The organism is Pseudoalteromonas aliena (genome assembly GCF_038155085.1).
Lineage (GTDB): Bacteria > Pseudomonadota > Gammaproteobacteria > Enterobacterales > Alteromonadaceae > Pseudoalteromonas > Pseudoalteromonas aliena_A.
In genome coordinates this window covers 1-17,575 of sequence record NZ_JBAKAU010000021.1, presented here as the reverse complement: position 1 = coordinate 17,575, position 17,575 = coordinate 1, and the positions used below count along the sequence as shown (strand labels likewise).

Annotated in this window: 16 protein-coding genes, 1 tRNA gene and 1 pseudogene; 11 read left to right on the top strand and 7 right to left on the bottom strand. The window is 39.3% G+C overall.

What is annotated here, in order from left to right; translation table 11 throughout:
- The first annotated feature begins 94 nt into the window (after positions 1 to 94).
- The 4 genes from trxB (at position 95) to infA (ending at position 2,864) form a co-directional block, all read left to right on the top strand.
- On the top strand, positions 95 to 1,045 hold the full coding sequence (gene trxB / locus V6260_RS15965; RefSeq protein WP_341595090.1) for a thioredoxin-disulfide reductase: 951 nt from the start codon (positions 95 to 97) through the stop codon (positions 1,043 to 1,045).
- A gap of 96 nt (positions 1,046 to 1,141) precedes the next feature.
- On the top strand, positions 1,142 to 1,858 hold the full coding sequence (gene aat, locus V6260_RS15960) for a leucyl/phenylalanyl-tRNA--protein transferase (RefSeq protein WP_341595089.1): 717 nt from the start codon (positions 1,142 to 1,144) through the stop codon (positions 1,856 to 1,858).
- Positions 1,851 to 2,555 carry an arginyltransferase gene (locus V6260_RS15955; RefSeq protein WP_341595088.1) on the top strand — a complete coding sequence of 235 codons (705 nt, stop codon included), beginning with the start codon at positions 1,851 to 1,853 and terminating at the stop codon, positions 2,553 to 2,555. The genes aat and V6260_RS15955 overlap by 8 nt, the downstream gene beginning before the upstream one ends.
- Positions 2,556 to 2,645: 90 nt before the next feature.
- Complete coding sequence (gene infA, locus V6260_RS15950; protein WP_002962494.1) at positions 2,646 to 2,864, top strand: translation initiation factor IF-1; 219 nt, start codon at positions 2,646 to 2,648, stop codon at positions 2,862 to 2,864.
- Positions 2,865 to 3,067: 203 nt separating this feature from the next.
- Here the strand turns inward: infA and clpA are convergent, their stop codons facing one another.
- Positions 3,068 to 5,329: an ATP-dependent Clp protease ATP-binding subunit ClpA gene (gene clpA, locus V6260_RS15945; protein ID WP_341595087.1), complete on the bottom strand. Its 2,262-nt coding sequence runs from the start codon at positions 5,327 to 5,329 to the stop codon at positions 3,068 to 3,070.
- 69 nt (positions 5,330 to 5,398) lie between these two features.
- Positions 5,399 to 5,707, bottom strand: coding sequence for an ATP-dependent Clp protease adapter ClpS (gene clpS / locus V6260_RS15940; RefSeq protein ID WP_101163090.1), 309 nt, complete (start codon positions 5,705 to 5,707; stop codon positions 5,399 to 5,401).
- Between the two features lie 209 nt (positions 5,708 to 5,916).
- On the opposite strand from clpS, the gene cspD reads away from it, so the two are divergent.
- On the top strand, positions 5,917 to 6,135 hold the full coding sequence (gene cspD / locus V6260_RS15935; RefSeq protein ID WP_002962500.1) for a cold shock domain-containing protein CspD: 219 nt from the start codon (positions 5,917 to 5,919) through the stop codon (positions 6,133 to 6,135).
- A 507-nt stretch (positions 6,136 to 6,642) separates the two neighbouring features.
- On the top strand, positions 6,643 to 8,865 hold the full coding sequence (locus tag V6260_RS15930; protein ID WP_341595124.1) for an NADP-dependent isocitrate dehydrogenase: 2,223 nt from the start codon (positions 6,643 to 6,645) through the stop codon (positions 8,863 to 8,865).
- Between the two features lie 137 nt (positions 8,866 to 9,002).
- Here V6260_RS15930 and V6260_RS15925 read toward each other — a convergent pair whose 3' ends face one another.
- The 4 genes from V6260_RS15925 to V6260_RS15910 all read right to left on the bottom strand — a co-directional run bounded on the left by V6260_RS15925 (position 9,003) and on the right by V6260_RS15910 (position 13,343).
- Positions 9,003 to 10,244 carry an amidohydrolase family protein gene (locus tag V6260_RS15925; RefSeq protein ID WP_341595086.1) on the bottom strand — a complete coding sequence of 414 codons (1,242 nt, stop codon included), beginning with the start codon at positions 10,242 to 10,244 and terminating at the stop codon, positions 9,003 to 9,005.
- A gap of 12 nt (positions 10,245 to 10,256) precedes the next feature.
- Positions 10,257 to 11,639 carry an amidohydrolase gene (locus V6260_RS15920; RefSeq protein WP_341595085.1) on the bottom strand — a complete coding sequence of 461 codons (1,383 nt, stop codon included), beginning with the start codon at positions 11,637 to 11,639 and terminating at the stop codon, positions 10,257 to 10,259.
- Between the two features lie 100 nt (positions 11,640 to 11,739).
- Positions 11,740 to 12,525, bottom strand: coding sequence for a hypothetical protein (locus V6260_RS15915; RefSeq protein WP_341595084.1), 786 nt, complete (start codon positions 12,523 to 12,525; stop codon positions 11,740 to 11,742).
- A gap of 125 nt (positions 12,526 to 12,650) precedes the next feature.
- Complete coding sequence (locus V6260_RS15910; RefSeq protein ID WP_341595083.1) at positions 12,651 to 13,343, bottom strand: DUF445 domain-containing protein; 693 nt, start codon at positions 13,341 to 13,343, stop codon at positions 12,651 to 12,653.
- A 215-nt stretch (positions 13,344 to 13,558) separates the two neighbouring features.
- On the opposite strand from V6260_RS15910, the pseudogene V6260_RS15905 reads away from it, so the two are divergent.
- A pseudogene (locus V6260_RS15905) lies at positions 13,559 to 13,800 on the top strand (fructosamine kinase family protein); the annotation flags it as partial.
- Positions 13,801 to 13,918: 118 nt separating this feature from the next.
- Positions 13,919 to 14,122 carry a CPXCG motif-containing cysteine-rich protein gene (locus tag V6260_RS15900; protein WP_341595082.1) on the top strand — a complete coding sequence of 68 codons (204 nt, stop codon included), beginning with the start codon at positions 13,919 to 13,921 and terminating at the stop codon, positions 14,120 to 14,122.
- A 1-nt stretch (position 14,123) separates the two neighbouring features.
- On the opposite strand, the gene V6260_RS15895 is transcribed toward V6260_RS15900, so the two are convergent.
- Positions 14,124 to 14,750: a riboflavin synthase subunit alpha gene (locus V6260_RS15895; protein WP_341595081.1), complete on the bottom strand. Its 627-nt coding sequence runs from the start codon at positions 14,748 to 14,750 to the stop codon at positions 14,124 to 14,126.
- Between the two features lie 128 nt (positions 14,751 to 14,878).
- Between V6260_RS15895 and V6260_RS15890 the strand changes: the two genes are divergently transcribed.
- The 3 genes from V6260_RS15890 to V6260_RS15880 all read left to right on the top strand — a co-directional run bounded on the left by V6260_RS15890 (position 14,879) and on the right by V6260_RS15880 (position 17,466).
- Positions 14,879 to 16,249, top strand: coding sequence for an MATE family efflux transporter (locus V6260_RS15890; protein ID WP_341595080.1), 1,371 nt, complete (start codon positions 14,879 to 14,881; stop codon positions 16,247 to 16,249).
- Positions 16,212 to 17,276 carry a DUF3080 family protein gene (locus V6260_RS15885; RefSeq protein WP_425355711.1) on the top strand — a complete coding sequence of 355 codons (1,065 nt, stop codon included), beginning with the start codon at positions 16,212 to 16,214 and terminating at the stop codon, positions 17,274 to 17,276. The genes V6260_RS15890 and V6260_RS15885 overlap by 38 nt, the downstream gene beginning before the upstream one ends.
- Before the next feature lie 113 nt (positions 17,277 to 17,389).
- A tRNA-Val gene (locus V6260_RS15880) sits at positions 17,390 to 17,466 on the top strand.
- Positions 17,467 to 17,575 lie beyond the last annotated feature (109 nt).

The following is a 17,575-nucleotide window of genomic DNA, read 5'->3' as shown; positions in this document are numbered from 1 at the left end:
CGAAAAAAAATAATCGTGGATTTTATTTACATCCATCTTGATTTTCTTAGAATCGAGCGTATTAAAGACCGTATTAAACGTTTAGGAAAAAATAATGACTGAAGCAAAACATTGTAAGCTACTAATTTTAGGCTCTGGCCCGGCTGGTTATACTGCCGCAGTATATGCAGCACGTGCAAATTTAAACCCTGTTTTAATTACAGGCATTCAACAAGGTGGACAATTAACTACCACGACTGAAGTTGAAAACTGGCCCGGTGATGCACATGGTTTAACAGGTCCTGCATTAATGGATCGTATGAAAGAGCACGCTGAGCGCTTTGAAACTGAAATCATATTCGATCACATCAATAAAGTAGATGTATCTAAGCGCCCTTTCACACTAACTGGCGACCAAGGTACTTACACATGTGATGCGTTAATCATTGCAACAGGTGCGTCTGCTAAATACTTAGGTTTAGAGTCTGAAACTAATTTCCAAGGCCGTGGCGTTTCAGCCTGTGCTACGTGTGATGGCTTTTTCTATAAAGGTCAGAAAGTTGCGGTTGTTGGTGGTGGTAATACAGCAGTTGAAGAAGCGCTTTACTTATCTAATATTGCTGACGAAGTACATGTTATTCATCGTCGTGATAGTTTCAGCAGTGAAAAAATACTTGCAGACCGCCTTGCTGAAAAAGCAGCTAACGGTAACGTTGTTTTACATTACAACCGCACGCTTGACGAAGTATTAGGCGACCAAATGGGCGTAACTGGCATTCGTATTAAAGATGCACACTCTGATGCAACTGAAGAGCTAGATTTAGCCGGTGTATTTATTGCTATTGGTCATAAGCCAAATACAGATATGTTTGTTGGTCAACTAGAAATGAAAGATGGCTACTTAGTTGTAGAGTCTGGCCTTAAGGGTAACGCCACTCAAACAAGCGTAGCGGGTGTTTTTGCTGCGGGTGATGTGTCTGACCATATTTACCGTCAAGCAATCACATCAGCGGGTACAGGCTGTATGGCAGCCCTTGATGCAGAACGTTTCCTAGATAATCTGTAATCACGATAAATAATTTAGAAAAGGCTGATAATTCAGCCTTTTTTTATGCCTAAAATATAGTTACACTTTTAAGATAATTAATAAATTAAGCAATGTATGAGAAACCAGCTATACCAATTAAGTGAAAACGATATAGCATTTCCACACCCTGAATATGCTCTCACATCTCCTGATGGTTTACTGGCAATAGGCGGCGATTTATCCGTTGCGCGTTTAAGCAATGCCTATAAAAATGGTATTTTTCCGTGGTTTAGCGAAGACGAGCCCATAATGTGGTGGTCGCCGAGCGAGCGCGGCATTGTAGAGCTTAATGAGTTTCATATAAGTAAGAGCCTGCGAAAGCATTTAAAAAAGCATCCCGTTAAAGTTACTGTTAATAATGCATTTGCTGAGGTGATTGAAGCATGCTGTGAGCAACGCATTGATACCGATGGCACTTGGATCACTCAAGATATGATTGACGCTTACAACGATGCGCATGAGGCTGGTATTGCACACAGTATTGAAATTTGGCGTGATAGCGAACTAGCAGGTGGCCTTTATGGCATTATGCAAAATGGTGTATTTTGTGGCGAGTCGATGTTTCATCATCAAACCAACTGCTCGAAGCTTGCAATGTGGGCGTTGGTTAATTGGTTAAAACGCTATAACGCACATTTTATTGACTGCCAACTAGAAAACCCCTATTTAACCTCTTTAGGTGCAAAAGTGATCCCCCGCTCAGAATTTTTGACTAGACTCAAAAAAGCACACACTTATTGTGTTGATCACACTATGTGGGAACCACAGGAGCTAAACGCAATTTATGAATGAACATCTTCCGGCACGCGTTGGCTTAAGCCAAGAGTTTGCTTGTAGCTATCTACCCGATCGCCAAGAACAGCTTTTGGTGATTTTAGACCCCAGCTGTTATACAACCGACAAATTTGAGTCACTATTAGGCTTAGGGTTTCGTCGCAGTGGTAACCAAATATACCGTCCGCATTGCCCAATATGTAGTGCATGTAATTCTGTACGTGTATTAGCACAAGACTTTATCCCTTCAAAATCGCAAAAACGTAAACTAAACAAAGCAAAAAAACAATTTGAGGTGAAATACTCGACGCAGGAACGCCCTCAGTATTATCCGCTCTATAGTAAATACATAACGATGCGCCATCAGGATGGAAGTATGTACCCTCCTGAAAAAGAACAGTTTCAAAGCTTTTTACTTTGCAGTTGGCTCAAAATCACATTTATTGAACTATGGCACCAGGATACTTTAGTCGCAGTTGCCGTAACTGATTGTATGAACAACGCTATTTCTGCGATTTATACTTTTTTCGACCCCGACTTTGAACACTATAGTTTAGGCTCTGTGATGATATTAGAGCAGCTTAAATTTGCAAAAGAGCAAAATAAACAATATGTGTACTTAGGCTATCAAATTGATGAATGCGATAAAATGAAGTACAAAACACAGTTTTTACCGGCCCAAAAACAGCTTAACGATGAATGGGTGGCTATTTAATTTACAAATATAGCCCCAGTGCCTTTACTTATTGGTGTATTTTGGGCAAAATCTGCAGCGTTTAACTATTAAAGAGGTGTTACGCTAAATATGGCGAAAGAAGACGTAATCGAAATGCAAGGGACAGTCCTTGATACTTTACCAAATACAATGTTCCGAGTTGAGCTAGAAAATGGTCACGTAGTTGTGGCTCATATTTCAGGCAAAATGCGCAAAAACTATATCCGTATTTTAACCGGCGATAAAGTAACGGTAGAAATGACACCTTACGATTTATCGAAAGGTCGTATCGTATTCCGTGCTCGCTAAGTAAGTGCGTAAACGAGATTTAGTTTTTTGCTAGTATTTAACTAGCTTTAAGCGTTTATTAAATGTAATTGATGGGTTTTCTAGCAATTACATTTAATAAACAAAAAACCCAGCTTTATGCTGGGTTTTTTGTTGCTCGTAAAAATATAAAAATAGCCCACTACTTAGTGGGCTATTTTAATTCCTTAAAGTATTTAAATATTTTAAGCTGGTGTTAAATTACTCTCAAAATCGAAGCGAAGCTTCTTATCTTTAATTGATATTTTAACCGTACCGCCATCAACTAATTCACCAAAAAGTATCTCATTAGCAAGTTGCTTTTTAAGCTCTTCTTGAATAACACGTGCCATTGGTCGAGCACCCATAGCTTTGTCATAACCTTTATCTGCCAACCATTCTCGCGCTTTAGAAGTAAGTTCGAGATTAACCGACTTTTTATCAAGCTGTGCTTGAAGCTCTACAATAAACTTATCAACCACCAGTAAAATAACGTCACGCTCAAGATGATTAAACCAAATGATGTTATCTAAACGGTTTCTAAATTCTGGCGAGAATACTTTATTAATTTCACCCATTGCATCGTGCGTATGATCTTGCTCACTAAAACCAATCGACTTACGTGTAGTTTCTTGCACGCCAGCGTTCGTAGTCATTACCACAACTACATTTCTAAAATCGGCTTTACGGCCATTATTATCAGTTAATGTACCGTGGTCCATTACCTGTAGCAGGATGTTGTATATGTCTGGGTGCGCTTTTTCAATCTCATCTAAAAGTACAACCGCATGTGGGTTTTTAATAACCGCCTCGGTTAATAACCCGCCTTGCTCAAAACCAACATACCCTGGTGGAGCACCAATTAGTCGGCTGATTGCGTGGCGCTCTACATACTCAGACATATCAAAACGAATAAACTCAACCCCCATGCATTTAGCAAGTTGCTTAGTTACTTCTGTTTTACCCACACCAGTTGGGCCTGCAAACAAGAATGAGCCCACTGGTTTTTCTTCGCTTGATAAACCTGAGCGAGATAAACGAATAGCAGATGTAAGTGCATCAATAGATTGATCTTGTCCAAACACAAGCATTTTAAGATTACGGTCTAGATTTTTAAGCGTCTCTTTATCTGTTGATGACACATTTTGCGCAGGAATACGTGCCATTTTAGAAATAATTAGTTCTATATCTGCTACACCAATGGTTTTTTTACGTTTAGAACTAGGCTGTAAACGTTGGTTAGCGCCAGCCTCATCAATTACATCAATTGCTTTATCTGGCAAGTGGCGCTCATTAATGTATTTAGCACTAAGTTCAGCAGCTGCTTTTAGTGCTTTTTGAGTGTAGCGAATACCATGGTGCTCTTCGTAACGCTCTTTTAATCCATTTAAAATTTTAGTGGTATCAGCAACACTTGGTTCAAGTACATCAATTTTTTGAAAACGACGTACTAATGCACGGTCTTTCTCAAAAATATTTTTGTACTCATTGTAAGTGGTTGAGCCCATACAACGTAGCTTACCACTTGAAAGAAGTGGTTTAAGTAAGTTTGAAGCGTCCATAACGCCACCAGACGCTGCGCCGGCACCTATTATGGTATGTATTTCATCAATAAATAAAATGGACCCAGGTTGAGCCTGAAGCTCTTTTAATAAGCTTTTAAAGCGTTTTTCAAAATCGCCACGGTATTTAGTACCGGCAAGCAATGCACCCATATCTAGTGAGTATACAACGGCATCTGCAATTACTTCTGGTACTTGCTCGTTCACAATACGGTACGCTAAACCTTCAGCAATTGCTGTTTTACCAACGCCGGCTTCACCAACGAGTAACGGGTTATTCTTTTTACGACGACACAATACCTGTACCGCGCGCTCTACTTCGTTGTCTCGCCCAATCAGTGGGTCAATATTACCTTCACGAGCCTGAGCGTTTAAGTTAGTTGTAAAGCTGTCTAGCTTACTTGCTTCTTCGTTTTGGACTTCTTGCACTTCTTCATGTATGTCGTCGCTGTCGTCACCAAGTTCATCATCAGCTTTTGAAATACCGTGCGAAATAAAATTAACAATATCCAAGCGCGATACATCATGCTTTTTAAGTAAATAAACAGCTTGGCTTTCTTGCTCAGAAAAAATTGCGACCAGTACATTTACGCCTGTAACTTCATTTTTACCTGATGATTGAACATGAAACACCGCACGTTGTAGCACACGTTGAAAACCAAGTGTTGGTTGAGTTTCACGTTCTTCTTCTAAATCTGGAATAACGGGTGTTGTTTCGTCAATGAATTCTAATAATTCAGTTTTTAAACCTGAAAGATTAACACCACACGCGTTTAAGGCTTCTCCCGCTGACGGGTTATCAAGAAGCGCAAGTAAAAGGTGCTCTACGGTCATAAACTCATGACGACGAGTGCGCGCTTCGCGAAACGCGGCATTTAATGTTAGTTCTAAGTCTTTGTTTAGCATTGGCAACCCCTTACTGAGATAATAATTTTATACCACAACAATCGGATGTTTGATCACCCTAATTGGTATTTATTCCTGCTCACAACTACAAAGCAGTGGATGCTCGTTGTCACGCGAATAGCGGTTAACTTGTTCCGCTTTGGTGTGGGCTACGTCGGCGCTGTATACACCACATATACCCTTACCTTTTTCATGAACCTGAAGCATCACGTCGGTTGCTCTATCGCTATCCATATTAAAAAACGTCGTTAAAACTTCTATTACAAAGTCCATCGGCGTGTAGTCGTCGTTATTTAAAACAACTTTATATTTTCGCGGCGGCTGTAGCTTTTGCTTTTCACTGTCGCGAACTGTGTCGATAACACCTGAATCTTTCATACCACTCATAATTAAATATAGTCTTGTCTTTGTAACTCAAGCAAACTTGAATAAAAAATAAATAAAATGTTAAAAAAATAATCCAAAACACTTGACTGGTTGGCTAAATAAACTACAGTCAAACGTAGATTGATTAAACCTTAGTCAGTCTAGCAAATAATACAATTTAGAATAACTAAATTAGTCAACTTATTGAAGGATGTAGAAGTATGGCTTGCGGTAAAGTTAAATGGTTCAACAACGCTAAAGGTTTTGGTTTCATCGTAGAAGACGGCTGCGAGAATGATATTTTCGCTCATTACTCAACAATTGTAATGGACGGTTATAAAACGCTTAAAGCTGGTCAAGATGTAACATTCGAATTAGAACAAGGACCTAAAGGTCTACACGCTAAAAATATTGCCCCAGATGGTGACATTATTGAGTGAATATTGTTTTATTCGACTAAAGCGAGTGACCTTTTAAGATCCTCGCTTAATTCCTTAAGCATACTAACTTATCTCTTCTTCTTTATTTATTGCCTCTTTTCATTCAAATTCAACCCTTTTCCTTGAATTTATTTTATATACCCCAATGTTCTAAGAGTCGATTGTTTAACTGCTTACTGGGCATGCTCAAACTCTAGCCCTTTTTATTTAAGCTTGTTACACTCTTGATGCTAAAAATTGCGCATAACACCTTCATCGCCTCTTCTATATGTACTAGGCTAAAGGCTGATTTATTTTTGTTAATTTTTTAGCTATAAATACGATTCCAGTTGGTCAGGTGTGACTATTCTGCTTTTATAAAAGAGCGACGCTGAGTACCAACACCTAACAAACTATTCATTACGGGCGTACGTGTTTATTAAATTGTTTAATAATATGCACTCACAAGTAATGGTTTTCTTTGCATTGTTGAATAAGACCTTATCGGTCGACTATCTAGGAATGATGATGACATCAAAAATTATCTATACAAAAACGGACGAAGCTCCGGCACTAGCAACTTATTCGTTGCTACCGATCATCCAAGCATATACAAATGCGGCCGGTGTTGAAGTTGAAACTCGCGACATTTCATTAGCAGGTCGTGTAATTGCTAGCTTCCCTGATTATTTAACAGAAGAACAACGCATTGGTGATGCACTAGCTGAACTTGGCGAGCTTGCTAAAACACCAGAAGCAAACATCATCAAATTACCAAACATCAGTGCATCTGTACCACAGCTTCGCGCGGTAATTAAAGAGCTTCAAGCACAAGGTTATGCACTTCCAGATTACCCTGTTGAACCTAAAAATGATGAAGAAAAAGCAATTCAAGCCGCTTACGACAAAATTAAAGGCAGTGCAGTAAACCCAGTACTACGTGAAGGTAACTCAGATCGTCGTGCCCCAGGCTCTGTAAAAGAATATGCACGTAACAACCCACATTCAATGGGTGCGTGGAGCAAAGATTCAAGCTCTTACGTTGCAAGCATGAGCGAAGGCGATTTCTTTGGTTCTGAAAAGTCAGTAACCGTTGATAGCGCAACAGATGTACGTATTGAACATGTTGCAACTAACGGCGACGTTACAGTACTTAAACAAAGCACGCCGCTTTTAGCTGGCGAAGTGATTGATGCATCAAGCATTAGCGCTTCTAAGCTTCAAGCTTTCTTAGCTGCTGAAATTGACGCTGCTAAGGAAAAAGGTGTTTTATTCTCGCTTCACATGAAAGCGACAATGATGAAAGTATCTGATCCAATCATCTTTGGTCATGCTGTAAAAGTATTCTACAAAGATGTATTTGCTAAACACGGTGAGCTTTTTGAAGAGCTAGGCGTTGATGTAAATAATGGTTTAGGCGATGTATATTCTAAAATTCAAACATTAGACGACGCTAAGCGCGAAGAAATTGAAGCAGACATTCAAGCTGTTTACGCAAACCGCCCTGCTATTGCTATGGTTGATTCTGACCGTGGTATTACAAACTTACACGTACCAAGTGACGTAATAATCGATGCGTCTATGCCTGCTGCAATTCGCTCAAGCGGTCAAATGTGGAATAACGATGGTAAATTACAGGACACTAGCTTCGTGATTCCTGATCGTTGTTATTCAAGTGTTTACCAAGCAACTATTGACTTTTGTAAAGAAAATGGCGCGTTTGATCCAACCACTATGGGTAGTGTTCCAAATGTTGGCCTTATGGCTCAAAAAGCTGAAGAGTACGGTTCACACGATAAAACATTTGAAGCTAAAGCTGATGGCTCTATCCGTGTTGTTGATGCAAACGGTACTACACTACTTGAGCACAGTGTTGAGAAAGGCGATATTTGGCGTATGTGTCAGGCAAAAGACGCACCAATTCAAGATTGGGTTAAGCTTGCAGTCAATCGTGCACGCGCAACAGGCGTTCCAGCTGTTTTCTGGTTAGATGAAAATCGTGCACACGATGCTGAGCTAATCAAAAAAGTAAATAAATATCTACCAGATCACGATACAGCGGGCCTAGATATTCAAATTTTAGCACCGCTTGAAGCAACATTGTTCTCATTAGCGCGTATTAAAGAAGGTAAAGACACTATTTCTGTAACAGGTAATGTTTTACGTGATTACCTAACAGATTTATTCCCAATTTTAGAGTTGGGTACAAGTGCTAAAATGCTTTCAATTGTTCCACTTATGAACGGTGGTGGCTTATTTGAAACTGGCGCGGGTGGTTCTGCACCTAAGCACGTTCAACAATTTGAAAAAGAAAACCACTTACGTTGGGATTCTTTAGGTGAATTTTTAGCACTGGCTGCATCACTTGAGCATTTAAGTGTAACTACGGGTAACAAAAAAGCACAAGTACTTGCTGATACCCTAGATAAAGCGACAGGTACATTCCTTGCTGAAAACAAGTCGCCTTCACGTAAAGTGAAAGAGATTGATAACCGTGGTTCTCATTTCTTCCTATCTTTATTCTGGGCACAAGAACTTGCTAAGCAAAATGACGACAGTGAACTTAAAGCACAGTTTACTCAAATCGCTAGCGACCTTGAGTCTAATAAAGATAAAATCGTAAGTGAGCTTAACGATGCGCAAGGCCCTGCTGTTGATTTAGGCGGTTACTTCCAGCCTAATAACGATGCAGCGTTTAAAGCAATGCGTCCAAGCACTACATTTAACGATATTCTTGCTAAATTAGTATAAATATTAGTTTGAATTAAAAAGCCGCTTACTTGTAAAAGTAAGCGGCTTTTTTGTATTTGAATTTTGTAAAAAGGCCGCTATTTATAAAATAGCGGCCTTTAAAATAATCAAATTTATTTAATTATTTAGTATATTCATTACTTAGTATATGCCCGTGGCATTTTTGAATCAGTTGTATAACGGTCACGCAGTTTATCTTGGCGAGATTGTGTAGACACCTCAACGCCATTAATAAACATTTTGTTCACGTGGCTGCTGAGCTCAAACGGATCATTACTCCACATTACTACGTCAGCTGCTTTACCTACTTCAAGGCTACCTGCATTAATACCAAATACATCAGCAACGTTTGATGTAACGGCTTTTAAAGCGCCTTCTTGGCTCATACCGTACGATACAGCATTACCAGCATCAAAACGCAGCTGGTAAATGTTGTGGCTTGCATCGCCGCCTACCGTTAATAATACTTTAACGCCTGCTTTTTCAAGCACGCCTGCATTATCTAAACTCGCATGAAGCGAATCAAAGCTTCCTGGTAAGCTATCCATTGCACTAATAATCACTGGAATATTTGCTTTAGCAATGCGCTCTTTTACTACAACAGCATCTTGCGCACCATTAAGTACTAGGCTAATACCAAATTGCTCTTTTACTTTAATAAGCTCAATAATATCCGCCGCACGCGAAACGCCAACCACTAATGGCATTTCGCCACTGAGTACTTTAGCCATTACTTTGTCTTCAGTACTTGGCTTGTCGTTATCTTTTTTAGCTTTTTTACCGGCTTTAGTTTTGTGCTCATCAAGCTTACTAATAAGTGTTTGCAAAGTAAAAGCACGAGAACCTTTACTGCGCTCACCTAAGTAAACAATTAAAGCCGCTTGTTTTTGCATGTTGCTGTCAAAACTACCGCTTAAATCAACAACACTCGCAAGGCCCGAAAAAATGCTATCACCGCCATGTGGAGTAATTACATCGCGTGTTACACCGCCTTTACGCGCATAAGGCACTAAGCTGGAATGTGCGTTGTAAGCAAGGCTTACATCAAAATCAATATCGGCTTTATCCTCGCCTGCATCGCGAGAGCCCGCAACAGCACTTACTTCAACTAAACCAAGTTGATTAATACTTGCAATAAAACCTGGTGTTACAATTTGACCTTTTGCATCAATAACTTTATCGGCTTTAACTTCAGTTGGGTTAATAGCGGTGATTTTGCCATCTGTCATTACAATACTTGCCGCCTCTAATACACCTTGATCTGATGACGTATGCAATGTTGCATTAATAATTGCTAGTGATTGTGCGCTTACAGCACCAGATGCTAATAATCCTGCAGCAACCAGAGAAAGCGAAAACGAACGTGATAAATTTTTCATTCTGGGTGCTCCTTATTGTTGACCTAACATAAAATCACTTACTGCTTGATACGCGCTGTCGTTTCTATCGTAAACTTTTGCACCATCAACAAACACTTGTTCAGCTTTAGCATAAACACTAAATGGGCTTTGATTCCAAATAACTACATCGCCCTGCTTACCGGCTTCTAGTGAACCGGTTTTGTCATCAATACCTAACGATTTAGCAGCGTTAGCCGTGATCCATTTAATAGCGTGTTGCTCAGAAATATCAAAACCATTTTCGTTAGCTCGGTACATCACCTTGCCCGCTTCTTGGTTTAAACGCTGAATTGTTGTATCTGAATCTGAGTGAACAACCGCACACGAGTTTTTAACCGCATCAACAATAGCTACGTTTTCTTGTACCATGTCGTAGGCTTCCATTTTAAAGCCCCACCAGTCAGGCCAAAGTGCTGCACACGAGCCATTTTCAGCTAATAAATCAGCAATCTTATATGCTTCTACACCGTGATGAAAAGTACCCGCGTGGTAACCAAATTCTTTTGACAAGTCAATCATCATTGCCATTTCTTCAGCTTTATAACAATGATTATGAATACGTACTTCGCCTTCTAGCACACCGCGCAGCGTATCATGTTTAATATCACGTACTGGTGCCTCTGGATTTAAACCTGCCGCGTAATCGGCATCGTATTTATCCCATGCACGTTTGTATTCAGCTGCTTCAGCCCATGCCATACGGTAACCAGCCATATTACCCATACGGGTTGAAGGCAAAACACCTTGACGACCATAAACACGTTTAGGGTTTTCACCACATGCCATTTTTAGACCATACGGCGCTTCTGGAAATTTCATCCCTTGCATAGTGTGCGCTGGTACGTTTTTAAGCGTAACACCGCGCCCACCAAATAAGTTGGCTGAGCCTGGTAAAATTTGTAGAGAAGTAATGCCGCCTTCGCGTGCACGATTAAAACCTGGATCTTGTGGCCAAACAGAATGTTCAACCCACACTTCTGCAGTGTTAGGGCTGGTCATTTCGTTACCATCTTGATGCGACTCGACCGACGGACTTGGGTAGGCGCCTAAATGTGAATGTACGTCAATAATACCCGGTGTTACCCATTTGCCTTGTGCATCAATTGTAATATCAGCAGTGGCAGTTAAATCTTTGCCAACTTGTTTTACTTTACCGTCAACAAGTAATACATCAGCCTCATCTAAACGCTCACCAGTACCGGTAAGTACTGTTGCATTTGTAATAAGTGTGCTTGATGTAGCTACGGGCTGATAAGTGCTTGGGTAAGGATTTTTGTTGATTGTTATTTTTTCGTCTTGCGGGCCGTTTTCTTGGCAACCTACAAGTGCAGCAGCTAAGCTAACTGCTAATAAAGAAGGTGCAAATTTTTGCATGTTGTTTGGATCTCCTGTTTTTTTGCTACTTTAGCGAAAGCTACGCAATAAAGCCAAAAAAACAGGTGAAAATACGGTTAATTAAGATGAATATCTGTAATTATTTCTTTATATAATTGTTATACAACTTTTCAAGCGCACCTTCAGTGGTAAGCGATGCATCTTTACTAATAAAGTGCTTAACCGTACGCGTTACAAAATCAGAGTTTTGCTTATGTAGCTTTGAAAAATCTTTAATCAGTGTATTACCATCTTTAGCCGCAGTTACTTTGTCATGACGATGACGATACTGACTCAAAGCTTTATTAAAATCGCCTTGATAGTCTTCAACCAATATTTTATAAAAGTCACTTTTTTGTACGTTTAAGTCATTAATGCAGTAATTTAGCGCCTCTTTAAAGTCGGTAAATATCATGCCTTCTACATCAAATTCTTTCGTTTTTTCACGCACCGCTACTTTGGCATCTTCAGTGGCATAGCTAAAGCCCGTAAACGCTAAACGCTCAGCGGCTTCTTTACCTAATTTCATGCCTGCTTCAATACTATGGGCAAACTCGTCGCTCATTTCACTCAGCTCGTTTTCTTCCCACATATTATAAACGCGCAGTGGTTTAGCATATTTATTAGAGAGCTTTTTTTTAAGCTTGGTAAAGCGCTCGTCAATCGTCATCAGTCTTTCGTTATGTAAAAGTGCATGGCACTCATAACACGCAGGGATAGAGATAAAGTCAGCCTCTTCACCTAAATCAACAATACTTTGTAGCATATGCAGCGGCGGACAATGGTCGCGCTCTGTTGCTTCACAGCCACAATAAAAACACTGGTTAAAATGCTGCTGTTCGCACGCGTATGCTTGCTGATAATAACTGGCTAACGTTTTGCTCACCGTTGCTCCTAAAAAACACGACTAAATTATGGGGGCGATAATAACAGCCTGAAAAAATAAGTCAGCAGCAATAAACAATTTCATGATGTTATTTTGCAAACCATACCTACAACATAAAACCATTCTTAAATTACTGCGGCTATTAACCCGAACAAGCCACCAAACACACCGCCCCAAACAACAAGCCAGCCTAAATGTTCACGGATCATGGTTTGAATAATCTCTTTAACCATTTTTGGGGTAAGCTCATCCAAACGCTCATCCACTAATTTAAGCACCGTTTTATGTAGGCTCTGTGCGCTATTACCTTGTGAGAGTGTTTGGGTAACTAGGGCTTTAAAGTCGTCAGTTTGAGAAATCTCACTAAGCGACAATTGCATTTTTTCAATAAACTTTTCACGCATTGGCTCTATTGCCGCCGCGCCACCAAACATACCCAGCATGCTACCAAACTGAGATTGCTCTATTACTTCTAACAAGTTGTCGAATGCCGGGTTTAAATCAACATTGCTAATTATTGGCTCAAAGTCGATATTGGGCTGCGCTTTATTGAGTAAATTATTAATTTTTTGCTCTGAAAAAAACTCCGTTAATATTAGGTTTCTAATTGCGATTTTAAAGCTTTCAAACTTAAGCGCAATAACACCTGAACCATATAAAAACGGGACTTTTTCGAACAACATATGAATCGCTAATAAATTAGTGACCGCGCCAGAAAGTGCAAATAAACCAACTGATAACACAATTGCTTGGTTAAATATAAAACCTACAACAACACATAAACCCGCTAGCAAATTGGTTATTAAACTTTTGTTCATTTTTACTCCACTACAGTAAGTGTAATTTTATTCAATATAGCCGTTAATTTTACAACGTTTAGATTGTTAAATTAATACCTTTTTGCCATAGTTTAAGTATCTGTTTAAAAGGCAAGCAATTGTTATGTGAAAAACAGTAAATGATCACATTAGCCGAGCCATCAATTTTGACTTTAAGCACTCCTATAAACGCTAATTACAAAGTACAAACACTGACGGTATTTAACCCCACTTGTTATTATGGTGATCGGGAAGTAGATATTGCAATGAGCGAACTGTTTACCCCACTGCCTAAAGACTTTTATAACGCCTATAACGCGCACTACCCGCTTTCTCAAAATTACGAAAATCGTAAGTTAATATAGCAGCTATACCCTAATTTAAAATCACGCTAACATCTTTGCCGGTCGAAGCTAAACAAGATATAGAAAAGCTGGTATTTGAAGGTATAAAATAAGTGTAGTAACTAACTTCATAATCTATATTTACAAAGTATATAGAGAGTTCAGCTTTGAGCCATTAAGTTTTTGCTAGAGTTATTTGCAACCACTTAATTATTTATAACTGGAGTGATTATGAAAGACTTTTTATCACAACGAATTACGTGCCCACACTGCGGACACCACATACATTTAGACCTAGACGCAAGCATGGGCGATCAAAACTACATAGAAGAGTGCACTGCCTGCTGTAACCCAATTCATTTAAATATGCATATAGATCATGCTAACAATAAATTAGAGCTACACGTAGACAGTGACGACGAACAAATATTTTAACTTAAGCCTGATGGCGCAAGTAGTTCTCTACCGTATTTACAATAGTGTAAGTTTGTTGATCAACTTCAATATTAAGCCTGTCACCCACTTGCGCTGCACCAATGTTTGTAATGGCGAGCGTTTCTGGGATTAGGTGTAACCAAAAACCTTGTTCATCAACCTCACCTACGGTTAAGCTTGCGCCATTAATCGCAACAAACCCTTTATATAACACATACTTTTGCCACTCTTTTGGCAAGATGAGTTGTATTTTACAGTTATTCTCAAGCTTCACTATTTGAGAAATTTGTGACGTACAATGAATATGCCCAGACACTATATGCCCACCAAGCTCAGTACCAAACGTTACAGAGCGTTCGTAATTAACTAAACTGCCTAGCTCAAGCAGGCCTAAATTAGTTAGCTTTAGGGTTTCGTCAATTACATCAAAATGCACTTGCGCAACCACATCATGATTACTTAGCTCAACCTGCACAACGGTTAAACAACAGCCATTAATAGCAATGCTTGCGCCTAAATCTAAATGCTTAACGTACTCATCGCTCACCGATACAACTAAGCGTAAAACGCCGTCTGTTTGAGTTTTAGAGACCACCGTTGCTTGCGTTTGCACTATTCCTGTAAACATAAAATCACTTTAAATTATTACAAAGTGTTAGTTTAACGTATCAACTAATAAAATCATTCACTCCTGTGATTTTTATTTGAAACACAATAGATTACAATTGCCGCCTGTTTCATCTAATAGCTGTTTTTATGACCTTTTGCAACTGGGAAGCCAAGCGTTTACTTTCCCTCGCTTTACCTGTTTTTTTAGCGCAAGTAACGCTTATTTTAATGTCGGTCGTCGACACAATTATGGCAGGACAAGTGAGCCCAACTGACTTAGCCGCACTGTCTATTGCAACAGGAATATGGAACCCTTTATTACTTGGCCTTCAAGGTATTTTATTAGCGCTTACCGGTATTATTGCGCAGTTTTCGGGTAGTGATGACCGCAAAGGCATTAGCCACTATTTTCAACAAGCGCTTTATTTAACCGCTATATTGAGCTTTACAGGCTTTGGAATTGCCCATTTAACAGATGCTATTATTTTTAAGCTCGATACAACGCCTGCAATTGCAAACCTTGCCATTGACTACATTCACTTTGTGAAATGGGGTGTATTTGGGTTTTTAATTTTTACGGTATACAGAAACGTTACCGAAGGTATGGGAATGACCAAGCCCGCGTTTTACATAAGCCTATTAGGTTTAGCTGTTAATATTCCGGTAAATTACATTTTCATAAATGGCTTATTTGGTTTTCCTGCTTATGGCGGCGCAGGCTGTGGCATTGCCACTGCAATTGTTTTAACTGTTATGGCAATAGCACAAGTCACTTACTGCCAAATGAGTAAAAAGGTAGATGCTAAAGGCCTGCTTTCATCATTCGAAAAACCAAATTTAACCACCATTGGCATTATTACAAAACTTGGCATTCCTATTTCGCTAGCTACCTTTTTTGAGGTAACTTTATTTGCGTGTATACCGCTATTTATAGCGCATTTAGGTGCAGTAGCTATATCGGGGCATCAAATAGCAGCCAGTGTAACTACATTGCTGTTTATGATGCCGCTGAGCCTATCAATCGCTATCAGCATTCGTATAGGTAACTTATACGGCCAAAAGAACATGGCTCAATTAAAAGTTGCGGTGTCTACCAGTTATATTTTAGCCATTGCTGTGGCGTTATTTTTAGCACTTATTACGTTTGCCGGTCGTGATTTAATTAGCCAACTGTATACCGACAGCCCCGCTGTTATGGCATTGGCTTCATCAATTATGATTTTAGCGTGTATTTACCAATTACCTGACGCACTGCAAGTTGCTGCAAATGGCATACTTCGTGGTTTAAAATACACCACACCAATATCGTACATTACGTTTATATCGTATTGGTTAATCGGCTTTTGTTTAGGTTACGTATTAGCAAGAACAGACATAATTGTGCCAGCTATGGGGCCACACGGTTTCTGGACTGGGATAATAGTAGGTCTTAGTGTCGCTGCTATTTTATTAATGCTAACGGTAAAAAAACGTCTAAAATATGAATTTTTTAACAATGATGCACTCAATCAAAACTAATAAACTCAGCCTTAAAACATTACCAGCTGCTTTGCTGGTAATGTGCTTTTTAATGCTTACAGGCTGCAACAAACCACAAAGTACAGTAAACGCTACTTATACTGAACGCTTAAGTAGTACAGTTGATACAAGCCCAATACAGCCTGCACCACTCAAGCAACTCCCCTTACTGCAGCCTACCCCAATAGCACAAAGTGACTTAACACTGAGCATTGTTGAGCTTGCAGGCATTAGCCAATGTAAGCTTAACGTGCTTATAAGTGAGCACAATAATCAATTAGGAAAAACCGCCAGCGCTGCTGGACAATTAAAATATCAAATAAACTTTATTAAAAGTGCGCAGGTTTGCTTAAACACGCTTGATAAAAATAGTCCTAATTACACAAAAATACTCGCAGCCAAAAACTACAAAGAAACACACCTAATGCACTTTTTTAACACCATGTTATTTAAAGAGCCTGAGCTTAATAAAACATGGCTGTTAACATCAAACGAGCTAAGTAGCGAACCCGCAGGCTTTAGTGATACCTTGCAGGCGCTAAAACAACTTCTACTTATTAAACAGCAAATTAAGGCCAAAGAATTTAGTAAAATTAATAGCGATTCTATTTTTAGCGCACTCGAGCAGCTTAATAAATTTCAATTTAACCAAGCACTCATTCAATCAGCCCGCATGCAGGTGGTGTTAAACAACAACGCTACACAGCTTGTAAAAACACTAAACTTTAATACGTTGTGCCCTCAGGGTAAAAATAATAAAAACGCAAAAATCATAAGCAACGTATTTCAAAAATTTTACCTAAAAGAAATTCAGCCCTATCAAGCGCAGTTAACTGGTTATCTAGAGGCACTACAACCGCTTTATAATGAGCTTTGGTTTAACGAAAGTATCTCAAGCCCTCAAATTAATAACTTAGTCAAAACGGACTCGACAAGTAACTTACTGAACTTACTAAAAAGCTCAGCCAAAAAACATGTGGTTTGGTGGCAAGTATTTTATAAAACGTGTGAAATAAGCCCAATATGAATAAAAAAACGGCAAATAAACTCAAAAACAACAAACTTGCTTGATTCACCAACCGCCACGCTATATATTAGCCGCCGTTGTTAAGCAATTAACACCTACTTAAATAAAGTAATACGACTGTAGCTCAGTTGGTTAGAGCACTACCTTGACATGGTAGGGGTCGGTGGTTCGAATCCACTCAGTCGTACCAATATTTACTCTTAACTTAAAGAGTAAATCTATTTAAGTAAAACCTCAAAAATTGTACGACTGTAGCTCAGTTGGTTAGAGCACTACCTTGACATGGTAGGGGTCGGTGG

What these genes read in the sequence shown, in the direction of transcription:
- trxB (WP_341595090.1), top strand. Translation starts at nt 95, where the DNA reads ATGACTGAAGCAAAACATTGTAAGCTACTAATTTTAGGCTCTGGCCCG.
- aat (WP_341595089.1), top strand. Translation starts at nt 1,142, where the DNA reads ATGAGAAACCAGCTATACCAATTAAGTGAAAACGATATAGCATTTCCA.
- V6260_RS15955 (WP_341595088.1), top strand. Translation starts at nt 1,851, where the DNA reads ATGAATGAACATCTTCCGGCACGCGTTGGCTTAAGCCAAGAGTTTGCT.
- infA (WP_002962494.1), top strand. Translation starts at nt 2,646, where the DNA reads ATGGCGAAAGAAGACGTAATCGAAATGCAAGGGACAGTCCTTGATACT.
- clpA (WP_341595087.1), bottom strand. Translation starts at nt 5,329, where the DNA reads ATGCTAAACAAAGACTTAGAACTAACATTAAATGCCGCGTTTCGCGAA.
- clpS (WP_101163090.1), bottom strand. Translation starts at nt 5,707, where the DNA reads ATGAAAGATTCAGGTGTTATCGACACAGTTCGCGACAGTGAAAAGCAA.
- cspD (WP_002962500.1), top strand. Translation starts at nt 5,917, where the DNA reads ATGGCTTGCGGTAAAGTTAAATGGTTCAACAACGCTAAAGGTTTTGGT.
- V6260_RS15930 (WP_341595124.1), top strand. Translation starts at nt 6,643, where the DNA reads ATGACATCAAAAATTATCTATACAAAAACGGACGAAGCTCCGGCACTA.
- V6260_RS15925 (WP_341595086.1), bottom strand. Translation starts at nt 10,244, where the DNA reads ATGAAAAATTTATCACGTTCGTTTTCGCTTTCTCTGGTTGCTGCAGGA.
- V6260_RS15920 (WP_341595085.1), bottom strand. Translation starts at nt 11,639, where the DNA reads ATGCAAAAATTTGCACCTTCTTTATTAGCAGTTAGCTTAGCTGCTGCA.
- V6260_RS15910 (WP_341595083.1), bottom strand. Translation starts at nt 13,343, where the DNA reads ATGAACAAAAGTTTAATAACCAATTTGCTAGCGGGTTTATGTGTTGTT.
- V6260_RS15900 (WP_341595082.1), top strand. Translation starts at nt 13,919, where the DNA reads ATGAAAGACTTTTTATCACAACGAATTACGTGCCCACACTGCGGACAC.
- V6260_RS15895 (WP_341595081.1), bottom strand. Translation starts at nt 14,750, where the DNA reads ATGTTTACAGGAATAGTGCAAACGCAAGCAACGGTGGTCTCTAAAACT.
- V6260_RS15890 (WP_341595080.1), top strand. Translation starts at nt 14,879, where the DNA reads ATGACCTTTTGCAACTGGGAAGCCAAGCGTTTACTTTCCCTCGCTTTA.
- V6260_RS15885 (WP_425355711.1), top strand. Translation starts at nt 16,212, where the DNA reads ATGAATTTTTTAACAATGATGCACTCAATCAAAACTAATAAACTCAGC.